The following is a 22,909-nucleotide window of genomic DNA, read 5'->3' as shown; positions in this document are numbered from 1 at the left end:
AGGAGCTCGACCATGCCGTTCCCCGCCCTCGACGCCGTCGACCCGCTGAACCTGGAGGCCCTCCTGACCGACGAGGAGCGCGCCGTGCGCGACACGGTCCGCCAGTACCTCGACGCGAAGGTGGAGCCGCACATCGCCGACTGGTTCGAGTCCGGCGAGCTGCCGGACCTGCCCGAACTCGCCCGTGAATTAGGCAAGATGGGCCTGCTCGGCATGCACTTGGAGGGATTCGGGTGTGCCGGAATGTCGGCGCGCGCGTACGGCATCGCCTGCCGTGAACTGGAGGCGACCGACTCGGGGCTGCGCTCCTTCGTCTCCGTACAGGGGTCGTTGGCCATGTTCGCCATCCACCGCTTCGGCTCCGAGGAGCAGAAGCAGGAGTGGCTGCCGCGCATGGCGGAGGGCTCGGCCATCGGCTGCTTCGGCCTGACCGAGCCCGACCACGGCTCCGACCCGGCCTCCATGACCACCCGCGCACGCCGCGACGGCGACGACTGGGTGCTCGACGGCCGCAAGATGTGGATCACGAACGGTTCGGTGGCGGCCGTCGCCGTCGTCTGGGCGCAGACGCAGGACGGCGTACGAGGCTTCGTCGTGCCGACCGACACCCCCGGCTTCTCGGCGCCCGACATCAAGCACAAGATGTCCCTGCGCGCCTCGGTGACCAGCGAACTCGTCCTGGACGGCGTCCGGTTGCCCGCGTCCGCGCAGCTCCCCGGGGCGCGGGGTGTGGGCGCCCCGCTCACCTGCCTGAACGAGGCGCGCTACGGCATCGTCTGGGGCGTCACCGGAGCGGCCCGCTCGGCCTGGCGGTCGGCGCGCGACTACGCCCTGCAGCGCGAGCAGTTCGGCAGGCCGATCGCGGGCTTCCAACTGACCCAGCAGAAGCTGGTGGACATGGCCCTGGAACTCCACAAGGCGACACTGACCGCCCTGCACCTGTCCGCCCTCAAGGACTCACCGGCCGGGGTCCACCCGGCACAGATCAGCTTCGGCAAGCTGAACAACGTACGCGAGGCCATCGAGATCTGCCGCACCGCGCGCACGATCCTCGGCGCGAACGGCATCTCGCTGGAGTACCCGGTGATCCGGCACGCCAACAATCTGGAGTCCGTGCTGACCTACGAGGGCACGAGCGAGATGCACACGCTCGCCCTCGGCCAGGCACTCACCGGGCACGCGGCCTTCCGTTGACCGCCGGTCGCCGGTGATCTCAGGCGCTGAGCTCGTGCAGCGCGGCGCCCACCAGCGTTCGTACGCCCGGCAGCAGGACCGAGAGGTCCGGGGCGAACAGGGGGCTGTGATTGCCGGGCACCGCGATGATCTTCTCGGCGAGCTCCTGGCCCGGGGCGGCCTGCCAGTCGGCGTCCGGCGTGGAGGGCACGAACCAGAAGTCGTAGGCCACCCCGGTGGGCACGAGGAGGGAGAAGTCCTCGCTGCCCATCGCGGGCCCGAAGTCGAACACGCTGTCCTTGCCGAGCAGTTCACGGTGCACGGCCGCGATCTCCGCGTCCAGCGCCGCGTCGTTGACGGTGGCGGGAAAGCCGGCGCCCGTGTTCACCTCGGGCGGTGTCGTGCATCCGGCGGCCTGGCACTCTCCCTCGACGATGCGGCGGATGGCGGTCAGGACCCGCTCGCGCACGTTCACGTCCTGGGTACGGAGGTTCAGCCCGAGCCGGGCCTCGGCGGGGATGATGTTGGGCCGCTGACCGGCGTTGAACTGCCCCGTGGTGAGCACCACTGAGTCCGCCGCGGACACCTCGCGGGACACGACGGTCTGCAGCCGGGTGACGATGTGGGCGGCCGTCACCACCGGATCGACGGTGGCCTCGGGCCGTGAGCCGTGGCCGCCGACGCCGTGCACCACGATCTCCAGGTCGTCCGCGGCCGACATGATCAGCCCCGGAGTATGGGAGACGAGACCCGTGGCGCCGGGGGCCACGTGCTGGCCGAAGACGGCATCGGGGCGGGCAAACCGTTCGTGCAGCCCGTCGCGGACCATGGCCCTGGCCCCGCCGCCCGCTTCCTCGGCCGGCTGGCCGATCACGACGAGCGTGCCCGACCAGGTCTCGCGGGCGGCGGCGAGCGCCTCGGCGGTGAACGTCAGCCAGGTGACGTGCATGTCGTGGCCGCAGGCGTGCATGACCCCGTCGACGGTGGAGGCGTACGCGAGCCCCGTGGCCTCCGTGACGGGCAGCGCGTCCATGTCGCCGCGCAGCCACACCACGGGGCCGTCCCCGTTCTCCAGGACGCCCACGACACCCGTACCGCCCACACCGGTGGTCACCGCGTACCCGGCACCGCGCAGCCGTTCGGCGAGGATTCCGGCCGTGCGGTGCTCCCGGAAGGAGAGCTCGGGGTGGCGATGCAGGTCCTGGTACACGCCCTCGAGGTCACGCATCTTCAGCCCTGCGGTGATGTCCAGGGTGAGGCTCGCTGCGGTGGCTGCCATGGGCTTGCGGCTCCTTGCGGTCGAGGTGTCCCTACGCGATCACCTTTGCACAGGGGGCCCGGCCCGGCAGGGGCCCAGCGGGCTCGAAAGGTGCGCTGGGCGGCAAGGTGCAAAAATCAGCCCATAACCCCTCCAGGAGGAGCGTGGTCAGTGTGTCCCGGAACCGCCGTCTGATCCTGGCCTCGCCCGCCGAGGTCTGGAGCCTGCTGTCCGACGGCCACCGGTACGGGGAGTGGGTGACGGGAACCCAGGAGGTCCTGGTCGCGGACCCGCACTGGCCGGCGGTGGGCGCGCGCCTTCGGGTGCGGGTCGGCGTGGGCCGACTGGTCCTCGACGACACGGTCGTCGTCCGCATCAGCGAACCGGAGAGCCGCCTCCAGCTGGAGGCGAAGGCGGGCCCGTTCGGAGCGGCCCGCATCGCCATGCACCTGATCCCGTGGGGCGAACACACCCTCTTCATCCTGGACTGGCACCCGCTGCGGGGCCCCGGCATCCGGATGCACGGGCTCCCGGTGGACTACGTCGTCGCGATCCGCAACGGCATGATGCTGACGAAACTGGCCCGGATCGCGGTGAGCGAGCACGGGCGGAACGTCTGAGACGCCCTCTGCTTGCCCCTGCCCTATGAGGTCTTCCAGAAGTCGTACTGGTGGTCCTTGGCGAAGTCCACCGGGTGGATGCCCCCGGGGCCCGAGGCGAGGGACTGGGTGTTCGTTTCGGTGGGGGTGGCGGGCTTCCAGGGTGCCTTGCCGGTGCGGGCGAAGTCCGTCCAGATGCGGATCATCGCGTCGGACAGGTCGCGCTGGGCCGGATCGAGCTGCTCGTAGTCGTCGATCTCGAAGAGGTAGGGCAGCTCGAAGAGGTGTCCGGCACCGGCAGGGAAGCCGGGCTTCGGGTACCTCGGGTCCGCGTACCAGGGGGTTTTCATCTCGGCGAACTCGTAGGAATACGTGGGTACTTGGGCGGCCAGCGCCCGGCCCGTCTCGATGGCGGGCTTGGCGTACTGGGCGTCGGTCAGGGCTGCGGCCAGCGCCAGGGCGGGGGTGTCGTCGTAGGCGCTGATGGGGTAGCGCGCGGCGATGGTCGTCGCCTTCGCCTTGCCGAACTCGTCCTCCAGGCGGGTCCGGTAGTCGGATGCGTCGATCGTCGCGTCCGGGTCGCCGGTGGCCTGCTTCTTGGCGAGCTCCATGCCGTAGACCATCGCCCGCTGTTCGTCGCGGTTGATGCCCTGGAGGACCGGGACCGTGTTGAACCGGCCCTTGGCGAAAGCTTCCTCGGGTGTCAGCGGAAGCAACTCACCGCCGTAGACGGGGGAGTAGTGCGGGCCCTGCCCGAAGTTGTGGATCAGATGCTTGATGGGCGCCTTGCGCCAGTTCTTCACGCCGGGCTGCTTCTCGATGTCTGCGGCTGTCTTCTCGCCCTGCCGCAATGCCTCCGCGCGGCTGGTCTTGCCCTCGGTGCTCGTGCAGGGGCCGCTCTGTGAGATGACCCGGTCGAAGAGGCCCGCGGAGGAGGGCGCGACCAGGTGGGCGCAGGTGCTGTGGGAGCCGCCGGACTGCCCGAAGAGGGTGATGTTGCCGGGGTCGCCGCCGAAGGCGGGGGCGTTGTGCCGCACCCAGCGCAGGGCGGCCTGCTGGTCGAGGAAGCCGTAGTTGCCGGACTCGCCGCGCCGGGAGCCCCTCTCCAGTTCGGGATGGGCGAGGTAACCCAGCGCCCCGAGACGGTAGTTGACGGTCACGACGATCACATCGCCCTGCGCGGCGAGCCGCTGGGCCCCGTGCATGGCGCCCTCGCCGTCGGTGTGGTCGCCCCCGTGCAGGTAGACCATCACGGGGCGGGGCTTGGCGGGGTCGGCGCGTGGGGTGGTGACGTTGACGAAGAGGCAGTCCTCGGAGTCGGACTTGGGTCCCGCGGGCGGGATGAGTCCGGTCTGCGGGCAGGCGGATCGGGGCTCGGTGGCGTCCTTGATGCCCTGCCATCTCTTCGCGGCGGCGGGGGGCGCCCAGCGTCGCTCGCCGGTGGGCGGGGCAGCGTAGGGGATGCCTTCGAAGGTGCGCACGGTGCCGGTGACCGTGCCGCGTACGGCACCCTTGTCGGTCCGCACCACCGAGGGGCCGGGGTGGTCGGTTGTGCCGGCGGCGGCGGCGGTGGCGGTGGCGTTGGCGGCCAGAGCCGCCACGGTTCCGGTGGCGAGTGTGACGGCGATGGCTGCGTGTGCTGTTCGCTTCAACATGTAGACGAGCGTATGGATTTGGGGGCCCGGCGAGCAGCCGGACAGCCACCAGCCGCAGGGTGGTGCCAGCACCACCCTGTCCCGGGCCCCGCAGAGCCGAAAGCTCGGTCAGAGCGCGAAGACGCGGCGCGCGTTGCCGGACAGGAACAGCTCGGTGGCCTCGTCGTCCAGGTCCAGTTCGGCGAGGTGCTCCAGGGCCTTGCTCGGGGTGATCATGGGGTAGTTCGAGCCGAACAGGACCTTCCCGCGGCCCCGGCCGCGTACGTAGTCGACCAGTTCGCGCGGATAGCGGCGGGCGGTGTAGGCGCTGGTGTCGACGAATACGTTGGCGTGTTTGTCCGCCACCGCGATCATCTCCGTGGTCCACGGGTAGCCGATGTGCCCGCACACGATGGTCAGTTCGGGGAAGTCGAGCGCGACCTGGTCGATGTACGGGATGGGCCGACCGGTCTCGGACGGGCGCAGCGGACCGGTGTGCCCCACCTGCGTGCAGAACGGGACGTCGAGTTCCACGCAGGCGGCGTACAAGGGGTAGTACAGCCGGTCGGTGGGCGGGAGTTGCCACAGCCAGGGCACGATCCGCAGGGCCACGAAGCCGAGTTCCTCCACCGCGCGGCGCAGTTCCCGCACGGCCTGGACCGGCCGGGTGAGGTCCACGCCGGCCACCCCGCGCAGCCGTCCGCCGGCCTGCGCGACGAACTGGGCCACTTCGTCGTTGCTGATCAGCGGGCCCTGCGGCCCGTACCAGGCCGCCGAAAGGCCGATTTCGACGTCGGCCTCGGCCATCGCGGCCACGGTGGCCTTGACCGGCAACGGCTCCTCAAGCGGCTCAAGTCCTGTCCAGCGACGCAAGGACTCGAACATCGCGTCGTTGGAGTGACGGAGCGTGGGGTGCTGCATCCACACGTCGATGACCGGCACGGGTTCCCTGCCTCTCTCCGGGCGCCGTCGGCCACGCTGCACCGATAGCCGCTAAGCGTTCGCTTATCGCGGACTTTAGTCGCCATGGAGCGTAGGCAGCCACCCCTCCGGCCTCTGCCTAGCCGAGGCCGGAGAGCGCCCCGAAGAGGTGGAAGGCGCCGACCATGGGCAGCGCGAAGGCCGCCGCGGCGCCGAGCGAGGTCAGGCGTACGCGTGCCGTCCGGCCCAGGCTCAGCGGCAACAGCACGCCGAGGGTCAGGAAGGCCGCGGCCGTGCCGTAGTAGTGCAGGGTCCACGCGTAGTACAGGCCCTCCATCAGGAACACCCCGCCGAGCGCCGCCGACCCGATGACATGCGGGACGTGCCGACCGCTCCGCCACCAGGACCCCGCGAGGCCGAAGAGCGGTCCGGCGACGACGCCGAGCGCCAGCCAGGCGAGCTGCGGCGCGAGGGAGCCCGCGCCGACGCGGTCCGGGCCCCACTCGGCGTACGCGTAGTAACCGGCGACGGCGCCCACCTGCGTCAGCGCTCCCGCGACCGCGGCCATGACCCTGCCGACGCCCCACGACGGCGCGCCGGCCACGGCTCCAGCCGCGAATGCCGCGGATATCCACACGGCACCGGAATTGGCGAGCTGTTGGAACGCGTCGGGCAGGACACCCTGGAGGACGTTGGTGAGGATCCCCACCAGCAGGCCGCCGAGCAGGCTCAAGAGCCAGAACGGTCGGCTCCTGCTGGAGGGGGATGCTTCCTTGGACGGTCGGGCGTGGGCTATCGCGGACTCAGGCACGTCGAGTCACTATACATATCGAGTATACCCATCGCGTATACCGTCGCGTATGGCTAGGACGTATACCTATCGCATGGACAGAACGGACCGCGCGACCGACTCCGTTGCTTGACGTCAGTGCACGACGTCGAAGACGTTCTTCTGCAGACCGTTCGCGTACGCCTCGTGCTCGACCAGCTTCAGCTTCTGGGTGTCCTTGTCCGTGTCGCTGAACAGCCGCTTGCCCGCGCCGAGCAGCAGCGGGAAGACGAGCAGGTGGTAGCGGTCGATCAGGCCGGCGTCCGAGAGACTGCGGTTCAGGGCGGCGCTGCCGTGCATGATGATCGGGCCGCCCTCGGTCTTCTTCAGCGCGGCGACCTCGTCGAGCGAGCGCAGGATCGTGTTCTCGCCCCAGCCCGACACCAGGTCACCCTCGCCGAGCGTGGTGGAGACGACGTACTTCGGCATCAGCTTGTAGTCGGCGAACTCCTCCATGTCCGGCCAGACCGGGCTGAACGCCTCGTAGCTGACCCGGCCGAAGAGCATCGCCGTGGCCTCCTCCTGTTCCCGGCCCTTGATCTCGTACGCCTCCGGGAGGAACTCCACGTCCTTGAACGTCCAGCCGGAGTTCCGGTAGCCGGGCTCGCCGCCCGGGGCCTCGACGACGCCGTCGAGCGAGACGAAAGCGGTGCTGATCAACGTACGCATCTCTGGTTCTCCTGGTCGGTTGTCTCCGGTTGCCGCTTCATCCTCGCGGCTACGGGGGTACTGACTGCGGTATATGCAAGAACTCATCGGAAGGCGGCGTGATCATCTCGCGGCTCGGAAAGCCGTTGTCCGCTCTGGTCGGCTCGTTCTACTCTGACGCCTAGGCCCGCCCCCAGCCCCCGGAACGGCCCGCCACACCGCTCGCGCCGCCGCGCCGAGCGACAGCCGGGTCGGCCATGCGGACCGCCGGGTCCGTACTTCCTTGCAGCGAACGCACGGACACCGGCCCGTCCCGCCGGTTGTTGCACCAGGGGCCACTCCCGCGGCCTCAGCCATCAGCCGGTGCGGACACCCGCTCCTGGGGCGTCAGGGGGAGCCTGCCCCCAGGAGCGCCGCGGCCGCCGCCGCCGACTTCGGCGGCGGTCTCGGCGGCGAGCAGTCGCGCACCGCCATCTCCGGCTCCCGGCGCACCGATTCCCGTGCGGATCCTCTTCCCGCTGCCACCCCCGGGGTGAGCAGCGGATACGGTGCTCTGGTGATGGATGGGGAGGGGACGGTGCCCGGGACCGCGCTGCTGATTGCGGCTGCGCCGGTCGGCAAGGCCCGGATGGTCGACGCGGCTTCCGTGCTGCCCGTGCTCGCCGCGGTGTCGCCGGGGGTGCTCGCCGGGACCGCGACCGCGAGCGTCGTGGAGCTCGCGGACCCGCTGGACCCGCAGACGGTGCTCACCCGGCTGCGCGCGGCCGCGATGACGCCAGGGCCCTTGACGGTCTATCTGGTCGGGCAGTTGCACCTCGATCGCCGTCAGCAACTGCAGCATGTGGCCCTGGCGCGGACCACGGCGGCGACGGTGCGCTACACCGGATTCCCCTGGCACTGGATCGCCCTGGAGCTGCGGCTGCGCCCGCCGGGCAGCACGACCGTCATCGCCGATCTGCATGCCGACAACGACAGTTGGCAGCAGCTGTCGCGGCGACCCCTGGACGTGGGCACGGGCGTGGCGCTGTACGGGAGGATCGCTCCTTCGCCCGGCCGACGTGCCGTCGCGGTGCCCTCGTACATGAAGGCGCTGGCCACGGTCTTGCGCAGCGGGCACCGGCCGCCGCTGCCGGACCTGCATCAGCACGTCGCCGCCCAGGTGTTGGCGGAGGGCGCGACCGACATCGTGCTGTCCGCCGACCCTGCCGTCGCCTTCCTGGCCGGCGGCCCCGCAGGCACGCGAAACCAGCAACAGGGCGGCCCCACGCCTGCCGCGCCACCCTCCGCGGCGCCACGGACCGCGGGCGCGGATCCGCACGCGGCGATCACCAAGGCCGTGGAAGCGGGACGGCACGGCGAGGCAGCGGCCATGGCCGCGGCGTGGGAGCAGGAGGCGCTGCGTACGTACGGGCCGTCCTCGCCCGAAGTGGTGCACTGGATGGAGGTCCGCGGGCACTTGGCGATCTTCGCGAAGGACCCGGGACGCAGCTGCGAGATATGGCTCGCCGTGGTCTCCGCGAGGATCACGGCCGGCCAGGCTCCCGACGCCCCCGATGTCGAGGCCGCCGCGGACCTGGCCCACCACCAGTGGGAGCAGGTGCGCGACCCGGACACCGTCCGCGAACTCGGCCCGGCACTCGTGGCGTTGCGCCGCCGCGTGCCGGGCCGTCAGCGCGGCACGGTGAACCTCGTCCAGCAGCGCCTCGTCCAGTTCCACACGCAGGTCGGCTGAGGCCGCCGACCCCGCGCTCACATCGCGGGCGCCGGTGTGCCCGTGACCGAGCCGTCCTGGCCCGGTGCGCCGAACCACCTCGACAGCCCACCGACCAGCTCCTGCTGGTCTTCCCCGGCCCACGCCACGTGACCGTCGGGCCGCAACAGCACAGCGGGCACGTCCAGTTCCTCGCTGACGTCGACGACGTGATCGATCCGATCGGCCCACCCGGCGGCCGAGAGCCGCCCGGTCTGGTCGAGCAGCAGTCCGCGGCCCTCGTGCATCAGCTCGTAGAGACGCCCCCGCTTCAGCCGCACGTCCCGCATCCGCCGGCCGAGCAGTTCGTGGCCCTCGCCGAAGTCGTAGCGGACGTCGACCGCGGTGATCATCCCGGTGACGTACCGGTTCACCTCCTCGAAGTCCATGAGCTTGGTGAACAGCTCCCGCAGCGCGGTCGCACCCGGATCGGTCCCCAGGAGGGTGATCTGCGCCCGGGTGTTGTCGAGGACGCGGGCACCCACCGGGTGCCGCTCGGCATGGTAGGTGCCGAGGAGCCCGTCAGGCGCCCAGCCGTTGACCGCAGCGGCCAGCTTCCAGCCCAGGTTGAACGCGTCCTGCACACCGAGGTTGAGCCCCTGCCCGCCGGTCGGCGGGTGGATGTGCGCCGCGTCACCGGCCAGGAGCACCCGGCCGACCCGGTAGCGCTCGGCCTGCCGGGTGGCGTCGCCGAACCGCGAGAGCCAGCGCGGCGAGTGCACGCCGAAGTCGGTGCCCGCGAGGGCCCGCAGCCGCTGCTTGAAGTCGTCGATGGTCGGCTCGGTCGCACGGTCCTCGGCGACCCCGTCGGCGGGCACGACGATGCGGTACGCCCCGTCCTCACTGGGGGCGACGCCGAACCGCAGCTGGGTCTTGCGGACTTCCTCGACGACGGCCTCGATCGTCGCCGGATCCTCGGTCACCTCCATCTCGCCCAGGAGCGTCTCGACCGTGGCGGGCAGGCCGGGAAAATCGACACCGATCAACTTGCGTACGGCACTTCGGCCGCCGTCGCACCCGACCAGGTAGCGCGAGCGCAGGCTCGTGCCGTCCGCGAGTTCGACGCTCACCCCGTCCTCGTCCTGGCTGATGTCGACCACTTCGCAGCCGCGCCGGATGTCGGTACCGAGTTCGATGGCGTGCTCGTGGAGCAGCCGCTCGGTGACCGGTTGAGGGGTGGCGACGCCGTAGGGGTGCGCCGTGTCCAGTCGGTCGGGCCAGGGCTTCATGATGCCGCCGAAGAGACCGCCGACCGAGAACTTCTCGTTGACCGCGAGGAATCGGTCCAGGAGGCCGCGCTGGTCCATCACTTCGACGCTGCGCGCGTGCAGACCCTGCCCGCGGGACTGCGTGGTCGGCTCCGCCAACTTCTCCAGGACGACCGTGCGCACACCCTGCAGCCGCAGCTCGCTCGCCAGCATCAAGCCGGTCGGTCCGCCGCCGACCACGATCACGTCAATCATCGTTCTCATTTCGCTGGGTTTCCGGCTGAGGCCGGTGATTCTGCGTCACGACGGGGGCCTTGCCGCAAGGCCCCCCATGCGCTATACGTTGAGCATGGCAAGGAGTTCGTGCACTCCTTGCCTTTGTCGTGCGCGGCCACAAAAGTAATTCAGGAACGATCAACTCCGTTTCACTGTGCCCGCAACGGAACTTGGCGGGGCGGGAAAGCGTTGGCAGGGTGACGCGTGGAACGCGCGCGGACGAGCTAACAGGTAGCCGAGGTGGCACGGATGGCGATGTGGGACCGGATCAAGGACCAGGCAAAGGGTCTGCAGCAGCAGTCGCAGGGGGGACGCAGCAGCTCCGGCGGTCACGGACGCCCGGGTTCGGGGTCGGGGTCGGGCGGGTCCAAGGCGCAGCTCGTGGGCGTGCTCAAGTCCCAGCTGGCCTCCCTCAAGACGGAGCTCAAGAGCGGTTCCTACCGTGACGCGAGCATGGCCATGTGCGCGCTGGTGGCCGCCGCCGACGGCTCGGTCGACCCGGCCGAGCGCCGGCACGTGGAGTCGCTGATCCTGCAGAACGACGTCCTGAAGAACTTCCCGCCGGAGCAGTTGCAGCAGCGGTTCAACAAGCACGTCGACCAGCTGTCGTTCAACTTCCAGCAGGGCAAGACCGAGGTCATGCAGGAGATCGCCAAGGCGGCGAAGAAGCCGATGGAGGCCAAGGCGGTCGTGCAGACCGGCTTCGTCGTCGCCGGGGCGGACGGGTACATCGCCCCGGCCGAGGAGCAGGTCCTGCGCGAGGCGTGCGCGGCGCTCGGCCTCTCCCCGCAGGAGTTCGGCCTCTGATCCAGGGGACGCACGCCGGTGCGTGAACCGGGGTCCGCACTCTCGCGGTGTGGACCCCGGCCCAGAAGAGCCCAAGGAGAGGCCCAGGAGGCCGAGGGAGGCCCGAGAGGTCTAGGCGACCTCGTCCGGCCACTGCCAGCTCATGCCGTAGATGCCTTGCCGGCACTGTGCCGCGTACAGATGAGCCGCGCCGGAGGAGTCCACGGTCAGGGGGCGTACCTTGCGCTGCTGGGCGGAGGCGTTCTCCCGGTAGTAGGAGTGGCAGATCGCCGGCGGCCGCTCGTGGGGGAAGTGCACCTGGAGGAGATAGGCGTCCTGGTTGCCGCGTATGCCCCGCTCGTGGAGCGTCGTCGGGTGGTCCTGTGGCGCGGTGCGGATCTCGTAGTCGACGGTCGTGGTCTCGCCGAACGACAGCGGACGGCCGAATCCGATCTGGAGCATCACGCCGCCCGAGACCGCGTCCTGCCGCATCGATTCCAGTTGTCCGCAGTGGACGGTCGCTTCGGGCGGCCCTGCGTCGGGATCGTCCAGGAAGTGCAGATTGATCAGCCGGTCGGGACCGTCGCAGACGGCGCGGACCAGGTGGTTGATGGTCAGTCGACTGACGCAGCCCCGCCGGTCGAGGTGCAGGACCTCGCGGGTGAGGAGAATGGCGATCCCCTGGTTGAAGCGAGGGAAGGCGTCGCCGAGTGCCTGTTCCTGCCGGGACGCGCGACCGTAGAGACGGCGGGTCGCGTGCTCGTCGACATGTACGGATGGGCGGCGCCCGCGCGGCCGTTGGGGCTGCAAGAGCCCGGAGAGCTCTCCGGGCGCCAGGTCGAGGATGCTCTCCAGCGCGACCACGGCGCGCAGTGAGTCCGAGCGCTCGGGGCGGGTGCGGTCGCGCTGCCAGTAGCTGAGGGTCGCGGGTGTGAGCCGTATGCCGCGGGCGGTGAGCCGCTCGCAGATTCGGTCCAGGGGGAGCCCGCGGCGGCGCACCGCTTCGCGCAGGGCCACGGCGAACGGCGCGGGGTGATTCGTCGAAAAGGCCGCCCCCGTACCGGATTTCGAGTTGTCCGACGTCAGTCCGGATGGGACCGTCACGAATTTCGCCTCCCGGCATGACAGATGACGATCCGCACCCCCGGAGCAGGTGCAATTGCCCGGAGAATGCCGATGTGCGTCACCGCTGGGCATGGCCGGACACGGGCGACGGACAAAAGGAATTCCCGGCCTGACGTCTCGCCTACCAAACCCCGCCGGACCGCGTACGTCAATATCCGTAACGCCGCTTCCGTGTCACGTATCGGGCCCGGAGCGATCGGCTCGCCGGCACCGGCTGCGCGGCTGCTCTGCGGCAACGCCCGTACGGCGGCGTCCCGATGCACCTCTCCCCACCGCTCCACGCCCGCGGGCGCGCATTAAGTGTTTACCCCTTTCGCCTTAAGGGCCGGTGCCCCGCCATGCCTTGTGCGGCCACCGGAAGTGACGGGATGGTTTCGCCCAGCGGCGCGGTCCGGGAAATCCCGCGAACGGCGCCGATGGATGTTCGGTGCACCAAATTGACCCCACCCCGGTGCACCGAACGTCCATATGCCACCCCCCACTTACCCTTGGAAGGCATTCCCATGGCGCATGTTCGGCATTACCTCCTCGCTGCCGCGGCAGCCGGGGCCCTGGTGGCCACGACGGGTGTCACCGGCGCGCACGCCGACGCATCCCCGACGCCGCGCTACGAACCGCAGATGATCGAGGCCCTGGCGGACACGCTCGGTGTGAGCGAGACCGCCGCCGTACGGCGCCTCGACGAGCAGGCGGACCAGCAGCGGAGACTGGACCGACTGCACCGGGACGGTGTCCGGACGGACGGCGCGTTCTTCGACGCGAAGGGCGAACTGACCGTGAACGTCGGCACATCCCGCGCGGCGGCGCAGGTGAAGGCCACCGGCCTGACGGCCCGCATACCGGGCCGGGGGGAGGCGGAGCTGACGCGCGTCACCTCCGCACTCGACGCGGCGGCGGCCGAGCGGGTCCCGAGCGGCATAGCCTCCTGGGAGGCGGACCTGGCCTCCGACACGGTCGAGGTCACCGTGGCCGACTCCACCACGCCGGCGGCGCGCGCCTTCCTCAAGGAGGCCCGTGAGTACGGGGACGCCGTCCGGGTGGTCAAGGGCGGGCAGGACCTGGAGCCGAAGGCGGCCGTCTCGCCGGGCAGCCGGATGAACATCAACAACCAGCCCGGTTCGTGGTGTTCGGTCGGCTTCGGCGCACGCAACACCGCAGGCCGGCAGTATCTCGTCACGGCGGGCCACTGCGTGGTCGGCAACCCGGGGCTCTACTTCAACGGCTCGAAGTTCGCGACCGGCTCCACGACCCGCTTCGCGCTCGGCCAGAACAGCGTGGACATGGGCCTGGCGACGATCCAGTCGGGCTCCTCGATCACCACGGCGGTCGGCACCTGGGGCAACGGCGCATCGGTCCCGGTGCGCGGCAGTCAGCGCGCGGCGGTCGGCGCGACCCTGTGCAAGTCGGGCTCGACGACGGGCTGGACGTGCGGACGGGTCGGCGCGTACAACGTGACCGTCACCTACACCGATCGCAACGGCGGCCCGGACACCGTGGTCAGCGGCCTCGGCCGGTCCACGGTGTGTGTGGAGGGCGGCGACAGCGGCGGCGCGTACATCGCGGGCAACCAGGCCCAGGGCATGACATCGGGCGGCCCGACGAACCAGTCGTGCGGCGGGGTGAACGACCAGGGCTCCTCGTACTTCCAGCCGCTGGACGACACGCTGCGGTACTACGGCCTGACGCTCAACACGAACTGACCTTCCGCGCCTGAGGATCACGCCTCCCCGGGAGGGCCGCCACGGCCCTCCCGGGGATTTCTGTGCGCTGCCGCCCCGAACCGTGGAGCCAAGTGGTGCTGTCGTCCTCTTGCAAGTTCGACACCTGACGACTAGTCATATGACTATCCGAAACAAGAGCGCCCACCCCGAAACAAGAGCGCCCACCGTGCGGCGGCGGCTCAACTCCCTGGAGGGCACGTGAAGTTCTCCGTCATCTTCGAAGCGCAGCTCGCCGACCCCACCGTCGAGCGCGAGCACCGACTCTTCCGCGACAGCGTCGAACAGGCCGTCCTCGCCGAGGAGATGGGCTTCGACCGCGTCTGGGCGGTCGAGCACCACTCCCTCAAGTGGTACGCCCATATGAGCGCCCCGGAGATCTTCCTGACCTGGGTCGCCGCCCGCACCCGCACCATCCGCATCGGGCACGGCGTGGTCTGCATGCCGTTCCGGTTCAATCACCCGGCACGCGTCGCCGAGCGTGCCGCCATGCTCGATCTGCTGTCCGGCGGGAGGCTCGACCTGGGGGCAGGGCGCGGTGGGACGCTCCAGGAGACATCACTCTGCGGTGTCGACAGGGAACGTACGACCCAAGAAGTCGAGGAAGCGCTGCAGATCATCGGGAAGGCCTGGGCGAGCGAGGAGTTGGAGCACCATGGCGCGCTGCTCGACATCGATCCCCATCCGATCCTGCCCCGGCCGCACCAGACCCCGCACCCCCCGCTCTTCCTCGCCTGCAGCAGGACCGAGACCCTGACGCAGGCCGCCGAACTCGGCATCGGCGCCCTGGTGATGGGCTTCGCGGGGCCCGAGTCGATCGCCGGGATGCGGGCGGCGTACGACGCGGCGATCGCCGCCCGCAGCGACGCGCGCTTCGTGTCCAGCGTCGTCAACGACCACTTCTCCGTGCTCTGTCCGACCATCGTGCTGGACGACCGGGACGCGGCCCGGAGCGTCGGCATCCGCGGTCAGCGGTTCTTCGCGCAGTCCATCGGGCACTGGTACGGCGGCGCGGGCATCCCCGACGAGGACGTGGTCGAAGGGGCCGACGAGGCGGCCGCGATGCGCGAGGCCGCCGAGCAGGTCGTCGCGCGGCTGCACGAACACGACATCCCGGTACGGCCCACCGCCACGGCGACCTTCAACGCCGATCACGCCTACGGGACCGCCGACGACGCCATCGCGTACGTGGAGCGGCTCCGCGACGCGGGTGCCGACGAGATCATGTGCCTCATCCAGATGGGCACCGTCCCGCAGGAGGCCTGCCTGGAGACCCTGCGGCAGTGGGGCGAGAAGGTCATCCCTTACTTCCGTGCGCAGGAGACGGGGTGATGGCAGCAACGGGGAGATGACTGCAGACGTGACCGGTGACGACGCGTGCGGCGATCGTCTCGCCCCGGACGCGCGGCCCCTCGTCGACGCCCTGAGCGCCGCCTTTCCCGACATCGGCGGCACCGTCACCGACGCGGCAGAGGCCCGCCGTATCCTCGCCGCGGCCCCCGCTTCGGGGAAGACGGCAACCGCCGTCGGGAAGGTCGAGGATCGGGTCGTCCCCGGCCCCGTCGGGGCCCCGGACCTGCCCGTGCGCACCGAGAAGCTGCGTCTGGCGGGGGTGGCGGTGACACGCGGGCACCATCCGGAGATGTTCCACGGCCTCCTGGGCTTCCCGCGGCTTCTGGACGATGCGCGGTCAGCCGTGGCAGGTGCGGCAGAAGCAGTCGCCTTAACGGCGTCCGACAGGAAAATTAGCGGTGATGTTGGGGGTAAGGCAGGATAATTTCCCGAGTCTCCTCTTGTGGTGGAGAGTGTCGCGCGCATACGGTGTTCTAACGCGAGGTTCTCCCGTGGAGGTTGACAAGTGACGGAAATTCTTGTGCAGAAGGTTACGGAGGGGGCGGTTCCTCCCGCGAGCGGAGGTGCCCCCATGGGAAGGGTCGTGGAGCACCCGGCTTGGCCGATGCTCAAGGACGCCGTGGAAGAGATCCGCCCGTGGCAGTCCGCGGACGGCTCGATCGACTTCGACGCGGAGGGCGCCCCGGCGAAGTCCGTGGCCGAACTCGCCGTGGACCGCGCGATATCCGCGATCGACCAGCTCGCCCCGCTCCTGCCGCACGACGCCGCGTACCACAAGGCGCTCGGCACGGACCTGCGGCGTTGGGCGGACGGCGGTTTCCAGGTGCCGGACTTCCTCGACTCGCTGCTCGCCTTCCAGCCCGCGGCGCACCGCGAGGACGGTTTGCAGCACCTCGTGGTCTTCCCGATGTACACGCAGAACGGCAATCCGGACCGCAACCTCGAAGCGGTCGTCCTGCGCATGGTCTGGCCGGACTGGCTGGCCGATCTCGAGCGCACGCGCTACGACAACCCGCTGTTCTGCGGCATCACCTTCGAGGACTTCACCGCCGGGTACGACACGAACTCGGCCGTGCTCTTCCCCGAGACCATCGCCGTGCGCGAGGCCCCCGAGCGCTTCAGCTGGGGCGGCATCTTCTGCGACCGCGAGGCGGCCCGCTTCCGCCGCGTCACCGAGGCATCCGTCGACATCCTCGGGCTCGAACTGCCGGACGACATCCGCGAGATGATCGGCGACCAGGACCGCTGCCAGCAGGCGTTCGTCCTGTGGGACATGGTCCACGACCGCACCCACAGCCACGGCGACCTGCCCTTCGACCCCTTCATGATCAAGCAGCGCCAGCCGTTCTGGATGTACGGCCTGGAGGAGCTGCGCTGCGACCTCACCGCCTTCAAGGAGGCCGTGAAGCTGGAGGCCGAAGGCATCCCGCAGGCGCGTGACGTGCAGTACGCCGTCCTCTTCGACCGCATGTTCCGCTTCCCGGTCACCGGCGACCGCGTCAAGAACTACGACGGTCTGGGCGGCCAGCTGCTCTTCGCGTACCTCCACAAGCACGACGTCGTCCGCTGGACCGACAACAAGCTCAAGATCGACTGGGAGCGCGCGCCGCAGGTCACCAACCAGCTGTGCGCCGAGATCGAGGACCTGTACCGCGCGGGCATCGACCGCCCCAAGCTCGTCCACTGGTTCGCGGCGTACGACCTGGTGTCCCAGTACCTCGCCCCGCACCCCGGATCACGCTGGGCCAAGGGCCCCGACGCCCTGGATGTGCAGCTTCCGCCCCGAAAACTGGTCGACGACGTGCTTCCTGACGAATTTCCGCTCAGCATGTTCTATGAGGCGCTCTCCAAGAAGCTCAAGCACGTGATCGCCTCCACCAAGGGGATCACCGCGGCGCGCGCCGAGCAGGTCGCCGCATGAGCGACCGCACCAAGGAGGCGAGGACGATGTCCGCACTCGATGGAGCCGTGGTCGCGGTCGCGGGAGCAGGCGGGCCGGCAGGCCGCGCCACGCTGCTGAGGCTCGCCGAGGCGGGCGCCACGGTCGTGGCGTCCGACGCCGACGCGGCCCGCCTCGCGGAGGCCGTGGACGCCGCGCGGTACGCGCACGGCGGGGCCACGGTCATAGGCGACACGGTCGACCTCCTCGACCTGAACGCGACCCGGGAGTGGGCCACCCGCACGGAGAAGGAGTTCGGGCGGATCGACGGCCTGGTCCACCTCGTGGGCGGCTGGCGTGGCAGCGCCACCTTCGCCGAGACCGACCTCGCCGACTGGGACCTGCTCGAAAAGCTTCTGATCCGCACCGTGCAGCACACCTCGCTCGCCTTCCAGGACGGCCTGCAGCGCAGTGACCGCGGCCGCTATCTCTTGATCAGCGCGGCCGGCGCCTCCAAGCCCACGGCGGGCAACGCGGCGTACTCCGCGTCGAAGGCCGCCGCCGAAGCCTGGACGCTCGCCCTCGGCGACGCCTTCCGCAAGGCGGGGGGTGAACAGGGCCCGAAGTCGGCGGCTGCCATCCTGGTGGTCAAGGCGCTGGTGCACGACGCGATGCGCGCGGAGCGGCCCAACGCGAAGTTCGCGGGCTTCACGGACGTCAAGGAGCTGGCCGAGGCCATCGCCGGAGTCTGGGAGCGGCCCGCCGGAGAAGTGAACGGAAACCGCCTGTGGCTGACAGAGAAGCCGTGACCGCTCGCGACACCCGTGACAGAGAAGCCGTGAACCCTCCGAAGACCGACGCACGCCGCCACCACGACCCGGACGTGCGGGGGTTCGCGAGCGACAACTACGCGGGCGCCCACCCGGAGGTGCTCGCCGCCATCGCCCTCGCCAACGGCGGTCACCAGATCGCGTACGGCGAGGACGACTACACGGCCAACCTCCAGCAGGTCATCCGCGGCCACTTCGGCCCCACGGCCGAGGCGTTCCCGGTCTTCAACGGCACGGGGGCCAACGTCGTCGCGCTCCAGGCGATCACCGACCGCTGGGGCGCGGTGATCTGCGCCGAGTCCGCGCACATCAACGTGGACGAGGGCGGCGCCCCCGAGCGCATGGGCGGCCTGAAGCTGCTCACGGTGCCCACACCCGACGGCAAGCTGACGCCCGAGCTGATCGACAAGCAGGCGTTCGGCTGGGACGACGAGCACCGCGCGATGCCGCAGGTCGTCTCCATCGCGCAGAACACCGAACTGGGCACGCTCTACACGCCCGACGAGATCCGCGCCATCTGCGACCACGCGCATGGGCTCGGCATGAAGGTGCACCTCGACGGCTCGCGCATATCGAACGCCGCCGCGTCCCTCGACGTCCCCATGCGGACGTTCACGAACGCGGTCGGCGTGGACATCCTGTCCCTGGGCGGCACGAAGAACGGCGCGCTCTTCGGGGAGGCTGTCGTCGTCCTCAACCAGGACGCCGTCAGCCACATGAAGCACCTGCGCAAGCTGTCCATGCAGCTCGCCTCCAAGATGCGCTTCGTCTCGGTGCAGTTGGAGGCCCTGCTCGCCAAGGACCTCTGGCTGCGCAACGCCCGGCACGCGAACGAGATGGCGCAGCGCCTGGCGGAGGGGGTGCGTGCCGTCCACGGCGTGGAGATCCTCTACCCGGTGCAGGCCAACGCCGTCTTCGCGCGCCTTCCGCACGACGTGAGCGAGCGGCTGCAGAAGCAGTACCGCTTCTACTTCTGGGACGAGGCGGCGGGCGACGTCCGCTGGATGTGCGCGTTCGACACGCGCGAGGAGGACGTGGACGGGTTCGTGGCGGCGCTCAAGGAGGAGATGGCGCGCTGACGCCACTCCCTGGATAGCTGCATAGGTATGCGATCGACCGTAAAAGCATTGACGCACGGTCGATCGCATTTCTATGCTCCCGTGCCATGCAGCTGATCCAGGAAAACCCTGACCTGTCGGCGTACTTGGCCGCCGACGACGTGGTCGACCACCACCATCCACTGGTCCGCGAGATGGCGGCCGGTCTCGCAAAGTCATCCGCCGATACGTACGCGTACGCCCGTGCCGCCTTCGAGTTCGTGCGCGACGCCATTCCGCACTCGCAGGACTCGGGCCGCATGGAGGTCACCTGGCGCGCGTCCGACGTCCTGAGGGAGCGCACCGGCATCTGTACCGCCAAGTCCCACGCCCTGGCCGCCCTGCTGCGCGCCGAGGACATTCCGACGGCGTTCTGCTACCAGCGGCTGCGGGACGACAACACCAGCGGTTACTCCCTGCACGGCCTTGTGGCCGTACGCCTCGACGGCGCCTGGCACCGGCAGGACCCGCGCGGGAACATCCCGCCCGGGGTCGATGCGCAGTTCCGTCTCGGCGAGGAGCGGCTGGCCTGGCCCGCGGATCCGGAGTCCAATGAAGTGGACTATCCGGTCCTGTACGCTGAACCGAGTCCAGTGGCGCTCGGTGTGCTCAAGCAAGCCCGCGACCGGCTGCACCTCTGGCAGATCTACCCCTCAGAACTGTGACGCACGAACTGTGAGGCAAGCCGGACCATGACCATCGACCTGACCGTCTCCGACGAGGTCCGCGCCCTCGCGCCCGGCTTCACCCACGTCGCCATCGAGGCCTACGGGCTCGTCAACGGACCCAGCACCGACGAGTCCTCGGCCCTCCTCGACGAGGCCGCGCGCCGCCTCGCCGTGCGGCTCGACGGCCGCGACCCGCACGAGGACCCGCACATGGTGGCCTGGCGCACGGCGTACACCGCGTTCGGCGCGAAGCCGTCCCGTACGCGCAACTCCGCCGAGGCGCTGGCCAAGCGCGCCCTCGCCGACGGCGGCCTGCCGCGGATCAACACCCTCGTCGACGTCTACAACGCGATCAGCGTCGCCCACCTGATCCCGGTCGGCGGCGAGGACCTGGACCACGTCAAGGGCGGCATGCGCCTGGTGCGGGCCGACGGCACCGAGGACTTCGTCACCATGGCCGGGGGCGAGCGGACCGTCGAGCACCCGGACGCGGGCGAGGTCGTCTGGTGCGACGACGAGGGCGTCACCTGCCGCCGCTGGAACTGGCGCCAGGGGCCGCGCACCCGCCTCACGGAGGAGTCGGTCAACGCCATCTTCCTGCTTGAGGGGATGGGGCCCGACTCCGGCGTCGTGGAAGCGGGCGCCGAACTGGCCGAACTCCTGGAGAAGTTCAGCCGCGGCGCGCGGCTCACCGTCCACGCGCCGGAGCGGGCGTCGAAGCGCCCGGAGTAATCGATTCAGCTCGCCTCGGCGGCCTTCACCTCGGCCGGAGTCGGCGCGGTGCCGCCGAGGTGCGCCGGCATCCACCACGTGTCGTCCGGACCCTTGGGGCGTACGGGATAGGCGCGCTGCGCGGCTTCGAGCAGTTCCTGGCAGCGCTCGCGAAGGCGCCGGGTGATCGCGCCCGCGAACTGGTCCTTGGGAGCCTCCATCGGCTCACCGACCCTGATGGTGATCGGGATGTGGCTGCGCTTGAAGTTGCGCGGTTGCCCCTTGGTCCACAGCCGCTGCGTGCCCCACAGCGCCATCGGGATCAGCGGGACCCCGGCCTCCTGGGCCATGCGCGCGGCGCCCGACTTGAAGCTCTTCAGCGTGAACGACGGCGAGATCGTCGCCTCGGGGAAGACCCCGATGATCTCCCCGGAGCGCAGCGAGTCGAGCGCGTGCTGGTAGGCGGCCTCGCCCTGCGTGCGGTCGACGGGGATGTGCTTCATCCCGCGCATCAGCGGGCCGGAGATCTTGTGCCGGAACACGGACTCCTTGGCCATGAAGCGCACGAGCCGCTTCTGCGGCAGGGCCGCGAGACCGTCGAAGATGAAGTCGAGATAGCTGATGTGGTTGCTGACCAGCACCGCGCCGCCGGTGCGAGGGATGTTCTCCGACCCCTTGCAGTCGATCTTCAGGTCCCATGCCTTGAACAGCGTTTTCGCGGCACCGATGACCGGACGGTAGACAAGCTCTGCCATGGGTGGGGAGGGCCCTTCGTGTCTGCCTTGGGAGGGGGCTCCCGGCGGGAAGTTACGCAGCCGTAGGTTTTTCGGCTTTGCGCAGATCGTGCCCCAAGAACGGACGGCTGGCCACCCATCGTGCCCGGCGAGCGCGAGATTCTCGTCACGTTGGGAATGTTCGCGGGCGCACGGACGCTGAAGTCGGGGACGATTGGATCATGACGCGGGGGCGGGAGGCTGACGTGCGGATACGTGACGCGGGGGAGTCGCCCGACGTGGTGGCACCGGGCATGTGGACGGGGCACGAAGTGGGCGAGCGCGCCACGCTCGTGCAGTTCTCCAGCGCCTTCTGCCAGCCTTGCCGGGCCACTCGCCGCGTCCTCGCCGAGGTGGCCGGAATGGTCCCCGGTGTGTCGCACGTGGAGATCGACGCCGAGGCCGAGCTCGATCTCGTACGGCGACTGCGCATCGTCAAGACGCCGACGGTCCTGGTGCTCGACGCGGACGGACACATCGTGCTGCGCGCGACCGGGCAGCCGCGCAAGGCCGACGTGATCGCCGCACTCGGCAGGGCCGTGTGAGATCGCGGGCCGGTGGGAGGAGCGTCATGGCGCGGGGAAGGGATGGCGCGACACAGGGATGGGGCGGCGTGGGACAGGGGCAGCAGCTCGCGACGAGGCGTGGGCGGGAGAGCGCGATGCCGCCCCTCACGGGCGCCGCGAGCCGTCTTTCACATCGCGGAACGGACTTGACTGCGCCCGGCATCTATCGCCAGCCTGCTCCCATGCCTCCGGAGCTCCTTCTCTACGAGCGTGTCCACGTGGACCTCGCCCGTCATGCAAGTGCGCGCTGTCCGGGCTGCTGAGCAGCCACGGAACCGCTCGTACCTCCTGCAGAAGGACAAGTCCATGACGGCTACGCCCGATCTCCGCACTCCGCAGCTCGCCTCCCCCGACCTCCTGCGCTCCGTCTTCCGGCAGCACGCGGCGGGGGTCGCCGTGATCACCGCTCAGGGCGCCTCGGGGCCCGTCGGCTTCACCGCCACCTCGCTCGTCTCGGTCTCCGCCGAGCCCCCGATGCTCTCGTTCGGCATCGGAACGGGCGCCTCCAGCTGGCCCGCGGTCTCGGAGGCCGAGCACGTCGGCGTCCACATACTCGGCGAGCACCAGCTCGACCTGGCCACGACGTTCGCGCGCAGCGGCGCGGACCGCTTCGGGGCCGGCACGCGCTGGTACGAGGGGCCCGAGGGGGTTCCCGTGCTCGACGGCACGCTTGCCTGGCTGGTGTGCAGGGTCGCGGCGCGGGTGCCCGCCGGTGACCACCGGATCGTCCTCGCGGAGGCGGTGCTGGGTGACCCCGCGGGCGCGGGGCGGCCGCTGCTCTACCACCAAGGGCGCTTCAACGCGCTGCGCGACTGAGAGTTCCCGGTCGACCCTCTTCGCGCGATTACAGAGCGTTGGGAAGGTCACAGTTCAAAGCGCTTGCTTAGTGGGAATGTAATAGGTGTACTGGCGAGTAATATGCTGGTCGGAGCGCGGGCCGCCCCGACCGGGATCCGCCCCTTCAGGCGCCTATGCTGCCTGCAAGAAGGCAGTGGCCAGAGCAAGGCAGCAGCCCAGTAAAGACGATGCAGTAGGAGAGCCGGCGTGAGCTTGAGGATCGTTGTCACCGTGAAGTACGTGCCTGACGCCACCGGCGACCGGCATTTC

At 70.0% G+C, this 22,909-nt stretch carries 22 protein-coding genes; 14 read left to right on the top strand and 8 right to left on the bottom strand.

Going from position 1 to position 22,909, the window contains the following annotated elements; translation table 11 throughout:
* The first annotated feature begins 12 nt into the window (after positions 1–12).
* Positions 13–1,194, top strand: a complete 1,182-nt coding sequence (locus tag AC5P1C_RS18035) for an acyl-CoA dehydrogenase family protein (protein WP_493866869.1) — start codon at positions 13–15, stop codon at positions 1,192–1,194.
* Between the two features lie 19 nt (positions 1,195–1,213).
* Here AC5P1C_RS18035 and AC5P1C_RS18030 read toward each other — a convergent pair whose 3' ends face one another.
* On the bottom strand, positions 1,214–2,452 hold the full coding sequence (locus AC5P1C_RS18030; protein ID WP_493866868.1) for an amidohydrolase: 1,239 nt from the start codon (positions 2,450–2,452) through the stop codon (positions 1,214–1,216).
* A 152-nt stretch (positions 2,453–2,604) separates the two neighbouring features.
* Here AC5P1C_RS18030 and AC5P1C_RS18025 point away from each other — a divergent pair, with 152 nt between their 5' ends.
* Positions 2,605–3,051 (top strand): SRPBCC family protein, encoded by a 447-nt coding sequence (locus AC5P1C_RS18025; protein ID WP_493866867.1) that lies wholly within the window; start codon positions 2,605–2,607, stop codon positions 3,049–3,051.
* A 23-nt stretch (positions 3,052–3,074) separates the two neighbouring features.
* On the opposite strand, the gene AC5P1C_RS18020 is transcribed toward AC5P1C_RS18025, so the two are convergent.
* The 4 genes from AC5P1C_RS18020 to AC5P1C_RS18005 form a co-directional block, all read right to left on the bottom strand.
* Positions 3,075–4,685, bottom strand: coding sequence for a carboxylesterase/lipase family protein (locus tag AC5P1C_RS18020; protein ID WP_493866866.1), 1,611 nt, complete (start codon positions 4,683–4,685; stop codon positions 3,075–3,077).
* A 108-nt stretch (positions 4,686–4,793) separates the two neighbouring features.
* Complete coding sequence (locus AC5P1C_RS18015; protein WP_493866865.1) at positions 4,794–5,606, bottom strand: amidohydrolase family protein; 813 nt, start codon at positions 5,604–5,606, stop codon at positions 4,794–4,796.
* Positions 5,607–5,724: 118 nt separating this feature from the next.
* On the bottom strand, positions 5,725–6,396 hold the full coding sequence (locus tag AC5P1C_RS18010) for a DUF6518 family protein (protein ID WP_493866864.1): 672 nt from the start codon (positions 6,394–6,396) through the stop codon (positions 5,725–5,727).
* A 114-nt stretch (positions 6,397–6,510) separates the two neighbouring features.
* A complete protein-coding gene (locus AC5P1C_RS18005) occupies positions 6,511–7,083 on the bottom strand; it encodes a dihydrofolate reductase family protein (protein ID WP_493866863.1) in 573 nt (190 codons plus the stop codon).
* A 538-nt stretch (positions 7,084–7,621) separates the two neighbouring features.
* Here AC5P1C_RS18005 and AC5P1C_RS18000 point away from each other — a divergent pair.
* Positions 7,622–8,794, top strand: coding sequence for a hypothetical protein (locus tag AC5P1C_RS18000; protein WP_493867091.1), 1,173 nt, complete (start codon positions 7,622–7,624; stop codon positions 8,792–8,794).
* A gap of 17 nt (positions 8,795–8,811) precedes the next feature.
* Here AC5P1C_RS18000 and rox read toward each other — a convergent pair whose 3' ends face one another.
* The gene (gene rox, locus AC5P1C_RS17995; protein ID WP_493866862.1) at positions 8,812–10,275 is read right to left on the bottom strand and encodes a rifampin monooxygenase; all 1,464 of its coding nucleotides are present in this window, start codon (positions 10,273–10,275) and stop codon (positions 8,812–8,814) included.
* Between the two features lie 270 nt (positions 10,276–10,545).
* Between rox and AC5P1C_RS17990 the strand changes: the two genes are divergently transcribed.
* Positions 10,546–11,103 carry a tellurite resistance TerB family protein gene (locus tag AC5P1C_RS17990; RefSeq protein WP_493866861.1) on the top strand — a complete coding sequence of 186 codons (558 nt, stop codon included), beginning with the start codon at positions 10,546–10,548 and terminating at the stop codon, positions 11,101–11,103.
* A gap of 111 nt (positions 11,104–11,214) precedes the next feature.
* Here the strand turns inward: AC5P1C_RS17990 and AC5P1C_RS17985 are convergent, their stop codons facing one another.
* The gene (locus AC5P1C_RS17985; RefSeq protein ID WP_493866860.1) at positions 11,215–12,186 is read right to left on the bottom strand and encodes a hypothetical protein; all 972 of its coding nucleotides are present in this window, start codon (positions 12,184–12,186) and stop codon (positions 11,215–11,217) included.
* 524 nt (positions 12,187–12,710) lie between these two features.
* On the opposite strand from AC5P1C_RS17985, the gene AC5P1C_RS17980 reads away from it, so the two are divergent.
* The 8 genes from AC5P1C_RS17980 (at position 12,711) to AC5P1C_RS17945 (ending at position 20,484) form a co-directional block, all read left to right on the top strand.
* The gene (locus tag AC5P1C_RS17980; protein WP_493866859.1) at positions 12,711–13,907 is read left to right on the top strand and encodes a S1 family peptidase; all 1,197 of its coding nucleotides are present in this window, start codon (positions 12,711–12,713) and stop codon (positions 13,905–13,907) included.
* 219 nt (positions 13,908–14,126) lie between these two features.
* Entirely contained in the window at positions 14,127–15,257 is a 1,131-nt protein-coding gene (locus AC5P1C_RS17975; RefSeq protein WP_493866858.1) for an LLM class flavin-dependent oxidoreductase, read from the top strand.
* 16 nt (positions 15,258–15,273) lie between these two features.
* Positions 15,274–15,702, top strand: a complete 429-nt coding sequence (locus AC5P1C_RS17970; protein WP_493866857.1) for a hypothetical protein — start codon at positions 15,274–15,276, stop codon at positions 15,700–15,702.
* Positions 15,703–15,783: 81 nt separating this feature from the next.
* Positions 15,784–17,199 carry a DUF6421 family protein gene (locus AC5P1C_RS17965; RefSeq protein ID WP_493866856.1) on the top strand — a complete coding sequence of 472 codons (1,416 nt, stop codon included), beginning with the start codon at positions 15,784–15,786 and terminating at the stop codon, positions 17,197–17,199.
* Entirely contained in the window at positions 17,196–17,966 is a 771-nt protein-coding gene (locus tag AC5P1C_RS17960; protein ID WP_493866855.1) for an SDR family NAD(P)-dependent oxidoreductase, read from the top strand. The genes AC5P1C_RS17965 and AC5P1C_RS17960 overlap by 4 nt, the downstream gene beginning before the upstream one ends.
* A gap of 29 nt (positions 17,967–17,995) precedes the next feature.
* On the top strand, positions 17,996–19,066 hold the full coding sequence (locus AC5P1C_RS17955; RefSeq protein ID WP_249591494.1) for a threonine aldolase family protein: 1,071 nt from the start codon (positions 17,996–17,998) through the stop codon (positions 19,064–19,066).
* Between the two features lie 86 nt (positions 19,067–19,152).
* Entirely contained in the window at positions 19,153–19,749 is a 597-nt protein-coding gene (locus tag AC5P1C_RS17950) for a transglutaminase-like domain-containing protein (RefSeq protein WP_493866854.1), read from the top strand.
* A 27-nt stretch (positions 19,750–19,776) separates the two neighbouring features.
* Positions 19,777–20,484, top strand: a complete 708-nt coding sequence (locus AC5P1C_RS17945) for a B3/B4 domain-containing protein (RefSeq protein WP_493866853.1) — start codon at positions 19,777–19,779, stop codon at positions 20,482–20,484.
* A 5-nt stretch (positions 20,485–20,489) separates the two neighbouring features.
* Here the strand turns inward: AC5P1C_RS17945 and AC5P1C_RS17940 are convergent, their stop codons facing one another.
* Positions 20,490–21,218: a lysophospholipid acyltransferase family protein gene (locus AC5P1C_RS17940; protein ID WP_493866852.1), complete on the bottom strand. Its 729-nt coding sequence runs from the start codon at positions 21,216–21,218 to the stop codon at positions 20,490–20,492.
* Positions 21,219–21,418: 200 nt separating this feature from the next.
* On the opposite strand from AC5P1C_RS17940, the gene AC5P1C_RS17935 reads away from it, so the two are divergent.
* Both AC5P1C_RS17935 and AC5P1C_RS17930 read left to right on the top strand, forming a co-directional pair.
* On the top strand, positions 21,419–21,781 hold the full coding sequence (locus AC5P1C_RS17935; RefSeq protein WP_493866851.1) for a thioredoxin family protein: 363 nt from the start codon (positions 21,419–21,421) through the stop codon (positions 21,779–21,781).
* Positions 21,782–22,108: 327 nt separating this feature from the next.
* A complete protein-coding gene (locus tag AC5P1C_RS17930; protein WP_493866850.1) occupies positions 22,109–22,618 on the top strand; it encodes a flavin reductase family protein in 510 nt (169 codons plus the stop codon).
* Positions 22,619–22,909: the final 291 nt, after the last annotated feature.

This window comes from Streptomyces sp. A18 (assembly GCF_059026065.1).
This window is presented reverse-complemented; position numbering and strand designations above follow the sequence as displayed.

Excerpts from the sequence above, each read along its gene's own strand:
- AC5P1C_RS17945 (WP_493866853.1), top strand. The coding sequence starts at position 19,777 with ATGACCATCGACCTGACCGTCTCCGACGAGGTCCGCGCCCTCGCGCCC.
- AC5P1C_RS17970 (WP_493866857.1), top strand. The coding sequence starts at position 15,274 with ATGACTGCAGACGTGACCGGTGACGACGCGTGCGGCGATCGTCTCGCC.
- AC5P1C_RS18020 (WP_493866866.1), bottom strand. The coding sequence starts at position 4,685 with ATGTTGAAGCGAACAGCACACGCAGCCATCGCCGTCACACTCGCCACC.
- AC5P1C_RS18030 (WP_493866868.1), bottom strand. The coding sequence starts at position 2,452 with ATGGCAGCCACCGCAGCGAGCCTCACCCTGGACATCACCGCAGGGCTG.
- AC5P1C_RS17980 (WP_493866859.1), top strand. The coding sequence starts at position 12,711 with ATGGCGCATGTTCGGCATTACCTCCTCGCTGCCGCGGCAGCCGGGGCC.
- rox (WP_493866862.1), bottom strand. The coding sequence starts at position 10,275 with ATGATTGACGTGATCGTGGTCGGCGGCGGACCGACCGGCTTGATGCTG.
- AC5P1C_RS17960 (WP_493866855.1), top strand. The coding sequence starts at position 17,196 with ATGAGCGACCGCACCAAGGAGGCGAGGACGATGTCCGCACTCGATGGA.
- AC5P1C_RS17930 (WP_493866850.1), top strand. The coding sequence starts at position 22,109 with ATGACGGCTACGCCCGATCTCCGCACTCCGCAGCTCGCCTCCCCCGAC.
- AC5P1C_RS17950 (WP_493866854.1), top strand. The coding sequence starts at position 19,153 with ATGCAGCTGATCCAGGAAAACCCTGACCTGTCGGCGTACTTGGCCGCC.
- AC5P1C_RS18005 (WP_493866863.1), bottom strand. The coding sequence starts at position 7,083 with ATGCGTACGTTGATCAGCACCGCTTTCGTCTCGCTCGACGGCGTCGTC.
- AC5P1C_RS17935 (WP_493866851.1), top strand. The coding sequence starts at position 21,419 with ATGACGCGGGGGCGGGAGGCTGACGTGCGGATACGTGACGCGGGGGAG.
- AC5P1C_RS18035 (WP_493866869.1), top strand. The coding sequence starts at position 13 with ATGCCGTTCCCCGCCCTCGACGCCGTCGACCCGCTGAACCTGGAGGCC.
- AC5P1C_RS18000 (WP_493867091.1), top strand. The coding sequence starts at position 7,622 with ATGGATGGGGAGGGGACGGTGCCCGGGACCGCGCTGCTGATTGCGGCT.
- AC5P1C_RS17990 (WP_493866861.1), top strand. The coding sequence starts at position 10,546 with ATGGCGATGTGGGACCGGATCAAGGACCAGGCAAAGGGTCTGCAGCAG.
- AC5P1C_RS17940 (WP_493866852.1), bottom strand. The coding sequence starts at position 21,218 with ATGGCAGAGCTTGTCTACCGTCCGGTCATCGGTGCCGCGAAAACGCTG.